General features: G+C 63.4%; 10 protein-coding genes and 1 pseudogene. 2 read left to right on the top strand and 9 right to left on the bottom strand.

The window, feature by feature from the left end; genetic code table 11:
• Positions 1-10: 10 nt before the first annotated feature.
• Genes hpaH through AC56QX_RS05070 form a run of 5 tightly spaced genes read right to left on the bottom strand, consistent with a single transcriptional unit; the run spans position 11 to position 4,599 of the window.
• Positions 11-817, bottom strand: coding sequence for a 2-oxo-hept-4-ene-1,7-dioate hydratase (gene hpaH / locus AC56QX_RS05090; RefSeq protein WP_497114059.1), 807 nt, complete (start codon positions 815-817; stop codon positions 11-13).
• Positions 814-1,680, bottom strand: a complete 867-nt coding sequence (locus tag AC56QX_RS05085) for a fumarylacetoacetate hydrolase family protein (RefSeq protein WP_497114058.1) — start codon at positions 1,678-1,680, stop codon at positions 814-816. Before AC56QX_RS05085 ends, hpaH begins: the two co-directional genes overlap by 4 nt.
• Before the next feature lie 8 nt (positions 1,681-1,688).
• The gene (gene hpaD, locus AC56QX_RS05080) at positions 1,689-2,669 is read right to left on the bottom strand and encodes a 3,4-dihydroxyphenylacetate 2,3-dioxygenase (protein WP_497114056.1); all 981 of its coding nucleotides are present in this window, start codon (positions 2,667-2,669) and stop codon (positions 1,689-1,691) included.
• A 13-nt stretch (positions 2,670-2,682) separates the two neighbouring features.
• Positions 2,683-4,200, bottom strand: coding sequence for a 5-carboxymethyl-2-hydroxymuconate semialdehyde dehydrogenase (gene hpaE / locus AC56QX_RS05075; protein WP_497114054.1), 1,518 nt, complete (start codon positions 4,198-4,200; stop codon positions 2,683-2,685).
• A 12-nt stretch (positions 4,201-4,212) separates the two neighbouring features.
• On the bottom strand, positions 4,213-4,599 hold the full coding sequence (locus AC56QX_RS05070; RefSeq protein WP_497114052.1) for a 5-carboxymethyl-2-hydroxymuconate Delta-isomerase: 387 nt from the start codon (positions 4,597-4,599) through the stop codon (positions 4,213-4,215).
• A gap of 213 nt (positions 4,600-4,812) precedes the next feature.
• Between AC56QX_RS05070 and hpaR the strand changes: the two genes are divergently transcribed.
• A complete protein-coding gene (gene hpaR / locus AC56QX_RS05065; RefSeq protein ID WP_477442230.1) occupies positions 4,813-5,208 on the top strand; it encodes a homoprotocatechuate degradation operon regulator HpaR in 396 nt (131 codons plus the stop codon).
• A gap of 25 nt (positions 5,209-5,233) precedes the next feature.
• On the opposite strand, the gene AC56QX_RS05060 is transcribed toward hpaR, so the two are convergent.
• The gene (locus tag AC56QX_RS05060; RefSeq protein ID WP_027040919.1) at positions 5,234-5,743 is read right to left on the bottom strand and encodes a flavin reductase; all 510 of its coding nucleotides are present in this window, start codon (positions 5,741-5,743) and stop codon (positions 5,234-5,236) included.
• A gap of 6 nt (positions 5,744-5,749) precedes the next feature.
• Positions 5,750-7,294 (bottom strand): 4-hydroxyphenylacetate 3-hydroxylase N-terminal domain-containing protein, encoded by a 1,545-nt coding sequence (locus tag AC56QX_RS05055; RefSeq protein WP_497114049.1) that lies wholly within the window; start codon positions 7,292-7,294, stop codon positions 5,750-5,752.
• 93 nt (positions 7,295-7,387) lie between these two features.
• Here AC56QX_RS05055 and AC56QX_RS05050 point away from each other — a divergent pair, with 93 nt between their 5' ends.
• Entirely contained in the window at positions 7,388-8,257 is an 870-nt protein-coding gene (locus tag AC56QX_RS05050; protein WP_497114047.1) for a helix-turn-helix domain-containing protein, read from the top strand.
• A 51-nt stretch (positions 8,258-8,308) separates the two neighbouring features.
• Here AC56QX_RS05050 and AC56QX_RS05045 read toward each other — a convergent pair.
• Together AC56QX_RS05045 and AC56QX_RS05040 are read right to left on the bottom strand one after the other, a co-directional pair.
• Positions 8,309-9,708 (bottom strand): annotated as a pseudogene (locus AC56QX_RS05045) (RtcB family protein).
• A 1,145-nt stretch (positions 9,709-10,853) separates the two neighbouring features.
• Positions 10,854-12,413, bottom strand: a complete 1,560-nt coding sequence (locus AC56QX_RS05040) for a vWA domain-containing protein (RefSeq protein WP_497114045.1) — start codon at positions 12,411-12,413, stop codon at positions 10,854-10,856.
• Positions 12,414-12,563: the final 150 nt, after the last annotated feature.

The following is a 12,563-nucleotide window of genomic DNA, read 5'->3' as shown; positions in this document are numbered from 1 at the left end:
TGCCGAACCGTCAGCTCTTGGCGAAATGGATGCTGACTGTCCCTGAACTGCCGAAATCGGCGACGATCGTATCGCCCGGCCGCGCCTCGACCGGACGCACGAAGGATCCCGACAGCACCACCTCACCGGCCGCGATCGACATGCCGTAGCGGGCGAGCCGGTCCGCCAGCCAGGCGATGCCCATCGCCGGATGATTGAGCACGCCGGCGCCGAGCCCGGTCTCCTCGACCTCTGCATTGCGCGAAACGATGGCGCCGATCCAGCGCATGTCGGCTTCATCGGGCCGCTGCGGCCGGCCGCCGATGACGATGCCGGCATTGGCGGCGTTGTCGGAAATCGTGTCGAAGAAGCTGCGCGCCTTCTTCGTCTCGGCATTGACGCGCTCGATGCGCGTATCGAGGATTTCCAGCGCCGGCGTGATGTAATCGGTGGCGTTGAGCACGTCGAAGATGGTCACGCCGGGACCTTTCAGCGGCGCCTTCATGATGAAGGCGATCTCGGCTTCGACGCGTGGCTGGATGAAGCGGCCCGCGGCAATCGTCGCGCCATCGTTGAAGAACATGTCGTCGAACAGCACGCCGGAATCCGGCGTGTCGATGGCCAGCGCATATTGCATCGCCTTGGAGGTCAAGCCGATCTTCCAGCCCTTCGGCTTCAGCCCGGCATCGGTCTTGCGTTTGACCAATGCTGCCTGGACGCGATAGGCGTCCTCCATGGTCGCCTCGGGAAAATCGAGGCTGAGCAGCCGGATCTGGCGGCGCGAACGTTCGGCCTCGAACAGCCGCGTCGCGGCGTCTTCCACCTGCTCAGGGGTCATGCCGCTGCCTCGTCGACGACACCGTTTCTGAGCACACCGATGCCGTCCGCCTCGACCTCGATGACGTCGCCGGGCTTCAGCCAGATCGGCGGGTCGAAGCGGGCGCCGGCGCCCGTCGGCGTGCCGGTGACGATGATATCGCCAGGCACCAGCGTGGTGAAGGTCGAGATGTAGTTGATGATCTTGCGGAAGGAAAAGATCATCCGGCTGGTGCGATCCTGCTGGCGGATTTCGCCATTGACGCGCGTGGTCAGCGCAATGTCGGCGATCTGCGCCTCATCCGTGAACGGCACCAGCCATGGGCCGATCGAACCGGTGCGGTCGAAATTCTTGCCTTGGGTGACGTTGAACTTGGCGTGCCGCACCCAGTCGCGGATGGTGCCTTCATTGCACAGCGACAGCGCCGCAATGTGGCCGAGCGCATCCGCCTCGGCGATGCGCCGCCCACCCTTGCCGATGACGATGACGATCTCGCCCTCATAGTCGAGCTGCGGTGATTCCGGCGGCCGCAGCAGTGCAGCGCCATGGCCGACGAAGGAACGGGGGAAGCGGATGAAGAGCGACGGGTTAGAAGGGGCCGCCTGCCCGTCCTTGTACTCCTCGTTGCGGTCCGGATAGTTGACGCCGACGCAGATGATCTTTTCCGGCGACGGGATCGGGATGTCATAGGCGATGGCGTCGAGTGGGAAATCGACGGCAAAGGCCTCGGCCTCTTCCGCCAGCCGCCGCAAGGCGCCGGCCTCGATCACCTCGCGTAGGGTCGGCCACTGGCTGTGGCGGGCCGACAGGTCGACGACGCCCTTGCCGGTGACCGCGCCATAGCGCGTCTTGCCGTTGATGGTGAAGGTGGCGAGCCGGTTCATGGTGCTGCTCACGGCGCAATGATCGGCGATGCCGTCAGATCCGGCTGGCGTGCGGTGGCACCCGCAAAGGTGCTGCCTTCCTCGAACCAGCTTTTTGGCGCCGGCGCGCCCCACAGTGTCTGCCGCTGCGGATCCTTGAGGTCCCATTTGATCGGCTCGAGGTCCGGATCGACCGTCTGGTAGTCTGAGCAGTAGATCTCGATGCGATGGTTGTCCGGGTCTCTGACATAGAGGAAGAAGGCGTTGGATATGCCGTGCCGGCCGGGACCGCGTTCGATGTTCGGCAAATAGCCGGTCGTGGCCATCAAATCGAGCAGGTCGATGATGTTGAGCGGCGTCGGCACCCAGAAGGCGACGTGGTGCAGGCGCGGGCCGACGCCGTTGGTAAAGGCGATGTCGTGCACGCCGCCCTTGCGGTGCGTCCATGCCGCCCACAGCTTTCCGCTCGAGGCATCCTCGGTGTACTCGGTCACCCGGAAGCCGAGCTCGTTGTAAAAAGCGACCGACTCGTCGACATTGGGTGAGAAGCAGTTGAAGTGGTCGATGCGCAGCGGCTTGACGCCCTTGTAGAGTGCGTATTTTTGGTGGATTGGCGGCAACCGCTCCATCTGAGCGTAGAATTCGAGCGGAATGCCGTGCGGGTCACGCGTGCGGAAGGTGCGCGACTGGTAGGGCCGCTCGACCCATTCCACCGGCAGGCCCTTGCCCTGGAAGAAATGCTCGGCCTTGTTGAGGTCCTCGTCCGAAAACACCTTGAAGCCGAGGTCGCGCGCTTCTGGCGTCGTCGCCTTGCGCAGCACGATGCAGTGATGGCCGCGCTCCTCCATGGCGCGCAGGTAGATGGCGCCTGAGGTTTCGTCGGTGACCTGCAGGCCGAGCGTGTCGACATAGAAGGCGCGGGACTTGGCAAGGTCGGTCACCGCCAGCTCGACATGGCTGAGGCGCACGATGTTGAAGGCGGGATAGAGGTTGGGCTTGGGCAAGGGCATCTGATTTCCTCCGTCAGCCGCCGAGTTTCTGGATCGCGTGCGCCGTCGTCGCAAAGGCGACGTTCTTCGTCTCCATGTAGAAGTCGAAGGAATGGTCGCCGCCGTCACGGCCGATGCCGGAATTCTTGACGCCGCCGAACGGCGTCGGCAGATGCCGCACATTCTCCGAATTGACCCAGATCATGCCGGCCTCGAGCGCATCGGTGAAGCGGAAGGCACGGGTCACATCAGAGGTCCAGAGATAGCCGGTCAGGCCGTATTGTGTATCGTTGGCGAGCGCCAGCGCCTCCGCCTCGTCCTTGAAGGCGATTGCCGTCAGCACCGGCCCGAAAATCTCTTCTTGGGCAATGCGCATCTTGTTGGTGGCGCCGGTGAACAGCGTCGGGCTGACATAGCAGCCGCCGCCCGGCCCGGCGAACTTGCCGCCGCCGGCGGCAACAACCGCGCCTTCCGATCTACCGATCTCGATATAGGACAGCACCTTTTCCTCGTGCACCGGATGGATCAGCGGTCCGACCACCGTTTTCGGGTCGAGCGGATGACCGATCTTGATGCGCTTTGCCTTCTCCGCCACCAGATCGGTGAATTTGTCGTAGACCGAGGCTTCGACCAGCAGCCGCGACGACGAGGTGCAGCGTTCGCCATTGAGCGAGTAGATCATGAATACGGCCGCATCGGCCGCGCGTTCGAGATCGGCGTCGGCAAAGACGATCACCGGGTTCTTGCCGCCGAGTTCGAAATGCACGCGCTTCAGCGTGTCGGCGCCCTGGCGCATGATCATCGAACCGGTGCGGCTCTCGCCGACGAAGCCAATTGCCTTGATGTCGGGGTGCTCCGTCAGCGCCTTACCGGCATGTTCTCCTAGCCCGTTGACCAGGTTCCACACGCCTTTCGGCAGGCCGGTCTCCTCGGCGATCTCGACGAGCAGGCGAGCGGTCAGCGGTGAAAATTCAGCCGGCTTATGAACGACGGTGCAGCCAGCCGCCAACGCTGGCGCGATCTTCCAGGTCGACAGCATGAACGGCGTGTTCCACGGCGTGATGATGCCAACCGGGCCGATCGGTACGCGGGTGGTGATGTTGACCTGGCCTGTCGTTCGCAGCGTCTCGCCGTCACGCGCTACGGGCGCACGGTCGGCGAAGAAGCGGAAATTCTCGGCGCCGCGCAGAGCCGCCTTGGCCATGAATTTCAGAGCCTGGCCGGTGTCCATGCATTCGACGAAGGCGATCTCCTCGGCGCGCGCCTCGATCGCATCGGCTATTTTGTGCAGCAGCTTCTTGCGTGTCTCGCCCGGCATGGCGGCCCAGGCCGGGAACGCCGCCTTCGCTGCCTTGGCGGCGCGGTCGATATCGGCGGCGCCACCGCGCGCGACCTTGGCCAGCGGCTTGAGGTCGACCGGCGACAGCGTCTCGAAGGTAGAGCCGTCGGCAGCCGGCACCGCTTCGCCGCCGATCTGGTTCAGCACGCCGTTGGTCTTGAAGCGGGCGAGATAGGCCTCGGCCTTTTTCAGATTGCCTTCGAGATCGGACATGTCAGCTTTCCGTCACTTGCCGCGCAGCCGCGGGTGGATTGCATTCTTCTTCCAGCTCAGCACCGGATCGATTTCCCTGATCTCCAGCGACAGAGCGAAATGCGGGGTCTCGAACAGCGTTGCCAGGTGTTCGCTCACCGCCGCGAAGATGGCCTCGCCGGTCCGCTTCTTGTCCTCGGCGCTGCGGCCGGTGCCGATGCGAAACGACATGTCGAGAAAGGCGTTTTCCGGCAGATTGTCGGCAATGGCGTAGGCCTTGGCGCGGAAGGCCCGCACCCGCACCGCGCCCGTCTCGAACAGCCCGGTGTCGAGCACCGTGTGCAGCACCAGCGCACACAATTCGCCCATGTCGACCTTGGCATCGAGATTGGCCGAATACTCGATGGAGAAGTGAGGCACGGCGTTTCGTTCCCAGGATCATTGCATTGTTGTAGTTAACGCGTTAATTACATGCGGTATCGCCGAAGTCAAGTCTTGCATCGGGCTTGAGGCGACGATACGGGATGGAAAGGTCGGGTTTGGCGTTGTCCATATCGGGTTAGATTCGACTGACAACCGCATGATTGGGGACGCTGATTCTTGCTGCCTGAAAACACTCGTCGTTCCCTGCCAATGGCGCTGCTTCACGCCCGCGAAGCGGTGATGGCGCGGTTTCGCCCGATGCTTGCAGCGCATGACGTGACCGAACAGCAATGGCGCGTGCTGCGCGTGCTGAGCGAAGCCGGCTCGGTCGAGGCAACGGAGCTTGCCGATCGCGCCTCGGTGCTGCCGCCCAGCCTGACCCGCATCATCAAGGCGCTCGAGGGCCGCAAATTCATCACCCGCAACAAGGCGGAAGGCGATGGCCGTCGCGTCATCCTGACCATCGCGCCAGCCGGCTCCGCTTTGATCGACGCCCTGTCGCCCGAGCGTCGTGTCATCTACGACGACATCGAGCGCCGCTTCGGCCACGAGCGGCTGGAGCAGTTGCTCGACCTGCTGGAGACGCTGATCGACGGCGAGAGCTGATCTCTCTTCAGTCCGTCGCTTCGCCTCACCCGCCAAAACTCCCCAGCCGCGTCGGTTGCGTATAATTCCGGTCGACATAGAGCAGCGCCGAGCCGCCGCTGCCGTGCCTGACATCGATGACACGGCCGATCATCACATTGTGCGTGCCGACGATGTGCACGTCCTCGATCTCGCAATCGAAATTGACGATCGCGTCAGACAGTGCCGGCGTGCCTGAGGTCAGCGTCTGCCAGCGTGCCGCCGAATAACGCGCCTCCATGTCCCGTGTCGCGCCGGCAAACTTTCCGGCCAGATGCATATGGTCATGCGTCAGCACGTTGACGCAGAAGCGACGGTTGGCGAGGAACATGGCGGCCTGCGTCGAACGCCCGTTCATGCACACCAAGAGCGTCGGCGGTTCGTCGGAGACGCTGCACATGGCGGTGGCGGTGAAGCCGCCGCGCCCTGCCGGACCATCGGTGGTGACGATGTTGACCGGTGCGCAGACCCTTGCCATGGCGTCGCGGAAATCGGTCTTCGAAATCTGCGTGGCCATCTGAGTTCACCCAACCGGCGAAGCAAGTGGATTGAGCCAGGTATCATCAGTCCAGCCGTTCTCATCATAGTCGGCCATGCAAGAGTCGACGAGTTCCTCCATGGCCTTCAGCCGGCCGCCGCGTTCGGCGCCCTTCAGCACCTGCAGCCGTACCTCTTCCGGCGCGCCGGCATAGTTCAACTCGTAGAGCGCGTGCCTGCCGCCGAACTCGGTGCCGGTCGCGTCCCACAACAGCTTCATGATCTTGATGCGCTCGATATGGCCCATATCGTTGGAGCCGCGCACATATTGCGCCAGGTACTTGTCGATCTCGGGATTGTTGAAGTCGCGCACCGATGACGGCAGGTAGATCAAGCCCGACGCAATCACCCGGCGCACCGTGTCGATGACGCGCGGGTAGGCTTCCGACATGAAGGTCCGGTAGGCGAGCGCCGCGTCGAGATTGGGCAGCACCGCGCCATTCGCCCACGGAATCGGGTTGTAGGCCATGGCGTTGGAAAAGCTCCAGAACATGTGCCTGAGCGCGATGACCTCACCCAGCGCCGCCTGGTTACCGCGGAAGGCATCGCCGCCGGTGGCGCGCAGCGCCTTGGCCAGCAGGCCGGCGAGGAAATCTAGCTTGACGGCAAAGCGCGTGCAGCCCTGGAAACAATAGCCGTGCATGAAGCCCGACGCTGGATGGAAGGACAGGATTTTTTGCGCGTCGCGCAGCACCAGCACGTCCTCCCAGGGGATGAAGACATTGTCGAGCACCAGGATGGCGTCGTTCTCGTCGAAGCGCGACGACAGCGGATAGTCGAACGGGGCGGCCACCGTGTTGGCGGTCTGCTCGTAGGAGACGCGGCAGAACATCTTTATCCCCGGCGCGTTCATCGGCACGATGAACATCACCGACAGCGACGGATCCTCGGTGACCGTCGCCGACCCCTGCGCCAGGAAATTGTAGTGCGTCAGCGCCGACGACGTCGCCACCACCTTGGCGCCGGAGACAAAGATGCCGGCATCGGTCTCCTTGGTGATGTGGACGAAGACATCCTTCACCTGTTCGGCCGGCTTGTGGCGGTCGATCGGCGGGTTGACGATGGCATGGTTCATGAACAGCACGGCTTCCTGGGCACGTTTGTGCCAGGCGAGTGCATTGTCCTTGAACGGCCCGTACCAGTCGGCATTGGCCCCGAGCGTGTTCATCAGCGCCGCCTTGTAGTCGGGCGTGCGCCCCATCCAGCCATAGGACATGCGCGACCACTCGGCGATCGCCGTCTGCTGCGCCGCGAGTTCGCCGGAAGATTTGGCGACGCGGAAATATTTATGGGTGTAGCCGCCCGATCCGGTGTCAGTGGCCGAGGTCAGCGTGTCCCGCCGTTTCGGATCATGCAGCGCATCGTAGAGCCGTGCCAGCGACCGCACCGAATTGCGCATCGCCGGGTGCGTGGTGACGTCGGCGATGCGTTCGCCGTTGATATAGACCTCGCGGCCGTCGCGCAGGCTCTCCAGATACTCGGCCCCGGTGAACGGGCGCGTTTTGTCGGCACGGAAATCTTCTGACCGCATGATACTCCTCCACTGATAACGCCGATCCTAGCGCCTGGGCCACAGATCGGTTATGGACGGAACGGCAAAACCGATTGGACTTTTTCCGGCGCCATGAGCCAGAATTCCATTCCCGACTTCTTCGTCTATGGTGAGCCGGTGCGGCCGCTCGATGTCGGGTTCCTGCATGTCGAGACAGTGCTTGCCCGCAGCAACATCCATCTCGGCCAGGTCGCGGCGCACAAGCATCCGCAGATGGGCCAGATCACCTACTGGACCAGCGGCTCCGGCACCTACCGCATCGAGGACCAATCCTGGGACTTTTCGGCGCCCGCCGTCAGCTTCGTGCCGAGCACGATCGTGCATGGCTTCTCGATCGGGCCCGGCACCGACGCCATCGTCGTTTCCGTCGCCGACGACGCGCTTGCCGCGATTGCAGGCCACAGCCTGCTGCCATTGGACAGGCCGGTCTTCGCCGACGGCCTGCCGCAGCAGGCTGCATGGAAAAGGCTGGCGGCGGTGCTGGAGATGATCGCCGCCGAATACACCGAGGCGCAGGCCGGCAATGACAAGGTCCTGCCGGCGCTGATCGCCGTCGCGCTCTCCCACATTGCGCGTCTCGCACCGGCGACAATTGCCTCCGCGCCGTCTTTCGATTCATCGCTGGCGATAGGCTTGCGCCGTCTCGTCGATGCCCATTTCCGCGACAACTGGCCGGTCGACCGCTACGTCGAGGTGTTGGCCACCACACCGCATCTTCTCGACAAGGCCAGCCGTGCGGTGCTGGGCAGCGGCGTCAAGCGGGTGGTCAGCGAGCGCCGGTTGCTGGAGGCCAAGCGGCTGCTGCTGTTCACCGTGCGCACCGTCGAGGACATCGCCTACGAGATCGGTTTTGATGATCCCGCCTATTTCTCACGCTTCTTTCGCGAACGGACAGGCGAGGCACCCGCCGCCTGGCGTCGCAAGCAACTGCAAGGGCACTGATCGCGTGTTGGGGGATGCGGGCCTCGTGGCCCGCATCCAGTTTGCGGCGGGCTAACGCCCCTGCTGCTGGCGCGCTTCCCGCTTCTTGCGCCACGGCGCGTTGGCTTCCCAGTCGCCGGCCATGATGCAACCATAGGGCAGCACCTCGTCGACGACCTCCGCCAGACCAAAGTGCTCGATCTGGCGGCGCATCGAGGCCGCGTTCTTGTAGGCGCTCGGCAGTTCCGAAATATCCGTCACGCCGGAGAAGAAGCGGGCATCGATGCCTTTCGTCTCCTCAGCGAAGATATCCTCGTTGCTGCGTCCGGCCTGCATGCGCCGGTGCTGGGTGCGCGAAAAGTTGCGCCCGGCGCCGTGCGGCGAGAAGCCAAGTCCATGCGCCGCGTTCTTGCCGCGCACGATCAACACCGGCTCCGCCATGTTGAGCGGGATCAGCGTCAGATCGGTCGCGTCGTCGGCCCAGTTGTCGAAGGCCGGCGTGGCGCCCTTGCCGTGGTAGAACAACCCGTCCGGCGGAAGACGAAGTTGTGCTCGTTCCAGAACCGGTCCGACACCTTCGCCGCCAGCTTTTCAGCCGCCAGGTCGTGGATGAGCATGTGGTTGCCCTTGGTCCATTTGCGGATCGTCTGCAGGGCCTCCCAATAGTCATCGCCTTCCCGTGTATCGGCCGGAATCCAGGCGTTCTGCGGCAAGGTCTCCGGCGACAGCGTCTTGCGGACGCCCTCGGCGATCTTCATGCCCTTGCTGTAGAGCCGCGCGCCCGGCGAGCGCGAGCCGTGGTGGGTGACCAGCGCCGTCTCGCCGCTCGACTTCAGCGTGCCGACATAGGCGAAATGGTTGCCGTCGCCCTGCGTGCCGAAATGCTCGATCGCGGCACTGCTCAGGTCGCGCAGCAAGGGGTTGGCCTCGAAACGCTCGAAGACCTCCTTGGCGGGACGGATCTGCTGGCCGCGCGGACGCCCGCCCGGTCCGAAATGGGTGACCCCATGCACGGCATCGAGCAACGCGGCCGGCGCCACGCCAGGGAACACCGAGATCGCCATCGAGCAGCAGATGTCAGCCGAATGCATGCCGGGGTGGATCGCCTCCGACACTGCGACGCCGCCGACCGGAATCGTGCCCGACGGACCGGCCGGGCAGGCGTCCGGCATGATGGCGCCGGCGCGGATCACCGGCGTGCGCATCAGCTCGGCCATGCTGCGCGTGACCGCTACGACATTGGCGGCCTCGTCTGGCGTTTCGGCCTCGATGTTGAGATGCAGCGGCATCGAGGAGGCGGCATGCAGCTTCATGGCCGGCGGCGGCGCGAAAGCACGCGCAGCCTCCAGCGCATCGCTCTGCGATCCGCCGCTTTCCAGCACCGCATTGGCGGCGACGAGCGCCTTGCCGAACCACTTGCCCTGCGGCAGGCCGGCGTCGATCAAATCCTGTCCACTCAAAATCTTGGTCATGTCATTCACTTTCGATGCAAGCACTGCGTATTGCGGACGGACGACAAGAGAATGCGAGACATCTTTTCCGCCACTTCGCGAAGATGCGAAGGAGGGACACGAACCCTCACGCCTTTCGGCACCCGCTTGCCTGAAGCGAGCCGCGTCTACCTGTAGTCTCGCAGGCTTTCGTCCTATTCATTCGGTCTGGCGACAAGGGTCGGCAAGACAATTACTGAGCTACTTTCCATCCGGAGACGGAAGGGATGGTTTGAACATCCGACCTTCCGCGACTTTCGTCGCGGACGCTCTATCCCTGTAGTCCTGCCTGCATTCGCCATTCATGTTCCTTCTCCGGCGGGCGACAAGTCGATGCGAGAAACCGATCGATCAACCGACCGACGGGCGGATTCGAACCGCCAGATGCCAATGTATTCCCGCAGGTATTCGCCCTGTTCAAACGGCTGGCGACAAGGATCGGCAAGACGACGCTTGACTGCGCCACCCCGCTCAGCAGAGCGGGAGAGTGATTTGAACACCCGACCTCCCGTCTTTCGACGGGCGCGCTACCTGTAGTCCTGCCTGCATTCGCCATTCTATTACCTCGCCGCGGCGACAAGGGATGATGAAACACCGGGAGTCCCGCTCGTGCCAGAGAGCGCCTGCAAGGTGAGGAGTCGAACCTCACGGAGCATCCCGTTCATGTTGCTGTAGTTCCATCCGGCATTCGCCGCGGCTGTTGTTGCGGGGTGACGACAAGTCTGTTGTGAAACTGCCTTTCTGCTCTACCGACTGAGCTACGGAGCCGATTGGCAGCTCCGGCAGGAATCGAACCCGCGACCCGAAAGTTAGGATGTAGTTCCACAGGCATTCGTCACGCCTTGTGTTCAGTTCCTTTCTGTCCAGTTGCGACCGAAGCCGCGCAAAAGCCGTCGGGCATGACGACAAGGTTTGACGAAACGTCCCGCTCTACCGCTGAGCTACGGGTCCATAGTTGCGAACCCGACGGGACTCGAACCCGCGACCTGGAGGGTAACAGCCTGTAGTTCCATCGGCATTCGTCATGCCAAGAAAATTTGTTCCGGTGGTCCCGGCGGACGCACCGCCGGGACCTCTTTGTTTGACGCAATTCCGGCCGGAAAAGCGCTCACTTTTCCTGGAATTGCTTAGAGTTCGACCGCCTCGATCGTGCGCACCCAATGGTCCGGGTCGCCGCTCGAGGACAGCATCGTGCCCACCACGTCGAAGACGCGGTCGGAGAAACCACCGACATTCAATATGTCGGCCTGCGGCTTGGCCTGCGTCGTCGCATAGGGCTGGATGTCGATGCAGACCAGCTTGGCTTTCGGGTTCAACCCCTTCAGCTTCTGCCATTCCTGCATCGTCGCCGTCCCCTGATGCGCATGCGCCGTCGCATCCACCCAGGACTGGTTGTCCGACACGAATACAACAAGGTCGACATCAGCCTTCTCGCGCACCAGCCGTGCCAGCGGAGCCGAACAGTTGGTTCCGCCACCACCGATGGCGGCAAGCTTCGCGGCGTTGGTCATCACCGTATCGCGAGCGTTGAGGCGGATATCCACCACATCGTTCTCGAACGGCAAGACCCTGGCCGTCGGGTTGCGTCGCAGCACCGCGGCGGCCACCAGGGCAGCCACGTCGATGCAACGCACGGCAGACGTCGCGCCCTTGCGGTAACCGGTCGCCGGCGAGCTCATCGAGCCCGAAACGTCCAGACACACGACCACCTTGCCCTTGATCCTTGGCACGTTGCCGAGCGCTACTTCCATCGCGTCCTGCAGCGCGTCCCTGACCACGCCAGGCACCTCCGCTCCGGCCATGGTGAACGCCACCATGAGCTGATACGGGAACACCCGGGCGCGCCGGATCTCCTGCGGATCACGCAGTCGCGCCGCCAGTTTCTCGCCGAACCCGTCCACTTCAAACACGCCGTTGCGGGCGAAAGTGTTCAGGTTCTGGCGCAGCATCTGCCATCCGGCCGTCGCCGCGATCTGTACCCAATGCTCGCGCGAAAGCGGCATCGAGGTCAGCATCTGGAACGGCACTTCAGGCACGGGCAGCGACGGATCGCGCTTGAACGCTTCGAATGCCTTGACCACGTCCGGCAGGGCCGCGACTTCATGAGGCTTGCCGATCAGGTAGCCATAAAGCGCTTCACGCGACGCCGACTTCGGCTTCGGGTGAACCATCTTGATGACATCGGCCAGCGACGGATCATTGCCGACCGCCGCCCGCATGATCTCGAAGTCGGCCGCCTGCTCAAGCCACGCCTGGACAAGCCGCTTCGGCCGCGTGCCGAGCGACTTGCGCCCTGTGGCGCCGGAGCGCATGACCTGCACGAAGTTGCGCAGCATCTTGCCGTTCCTGACGATGCGCCCGAACGCACGGTTGAACTCGTCGCCCTGCATCGAGGAGAGAACCGCCAGCAGCAGTGCCGGCATATCCTTCATGTAGCCCTGCTCGAAAGCGCGGACGGCGGTGCGCGCCAGGAATCCCGGCTCGACCTGCCAGGCTAGCTTCAGCACCTCATCCAGCTGCTCGCGCGGCTCGGCATAGAAGGTCGCGTTGAACGTGCCCGTCGCCGCCAGCTGCGCAAGAGCCTGATGCGGCGACAGGCGGTAAGCCCCGGCACCTTCACGGTTCTTGGCGTCAGCCGGCGGGAGCAGCTTTCCTGCAATCGTCGCAAACACGGATTTGTTCGCCATTGTTCTCATCCTTTATTTTCACACCAGCATCTTTGCAGGCCGCGTGCCAGTTTGAAGAATCAGCGCGTGCTGATCCGCTCAAATTCAGCTAGTGGTTTGATTTGATACGGAAATAAAAAACAAGCCGACGGTCGCGCACCTCTGGCCTCG

The organism is Mesorhizobium sp. RCAM 06353 (assembly GCF_059683585.1).
Note: the sequence above shows the minus strand (reverse complement) of the source record. Positions and strands in the feature narration are given on the sequence as shown.

What these genes read in the sequence shown, in the direction of transcription:
- hpaH (WP_497114059.1), bottom strand. Translation starts at nt 817, where the DNA reads ATGACCCCTGAGCAGGTGGAAGACGCCGCGACGCGGCTGTTCGAGGCC.
- AC56QX_RS05085 (WP_497114058.1), bottom strand. Translation starts at nt 1,680, where the DNA reads ATGAACCGGCTCGCCACCTTCACCATCAACGGCAAGACGCGCTATGGC.
- hpaD (WP_497114056.1), bottom strand. Translation starts at nt 2,669, where the DNA reads ATGCCCTTGCCCAAGCCCAACCTCTATCCCGCCTTCAACATCGTGCGC.
- hpaE (WP_497114054.1), bottom strand. Translation starts at nt 4,200, where the DNA reads ATGTCCGATCTCGAAGGCAATCTGAAAAAGGCCGAGGCCTATCTCGCC.
- hpaR (WP_477442230.1), top strand. Translation starts at nt 4,813, where the DNA reads ATGGCGCTGCTTCACGCCCGCGAAGCGGTGATGGCGCGGTTTCGCCCG.
- AC56QX_RS05060 (WP_027040919.1), bottom strand. Translation starts at nt 5,743, where the DNA reads ATGGCCACGCAGATTTCGAAGACCGATTTCCGCGACGCCATGGCAAGG.
- AC56QX_RS05055 (WP_497114049.1), bottom strand. Translation starts at nt 7,294, where the DNA reads ATGCGGTCAGAAGATTTCCGTGCCGACAAAACGCGCCCGTTCACCGGG.
- AC56QX_RS05050 (WP_497114047.1), top strand. Translation starts at nt 7,388, where the DNA reads ATGAGCCAGAATTCCATTCCCGACTTCTTCGTCTATGGTGAGCCGGTG.
- AC56QX_RS05040 (WP_497114045.1), bottom strand. Translation starts at nt 12,413, where the DNA reads ATGGCGAACAAATCCGTGTTTGCGACGATTGCAGGAAAGCTGCTCCCG.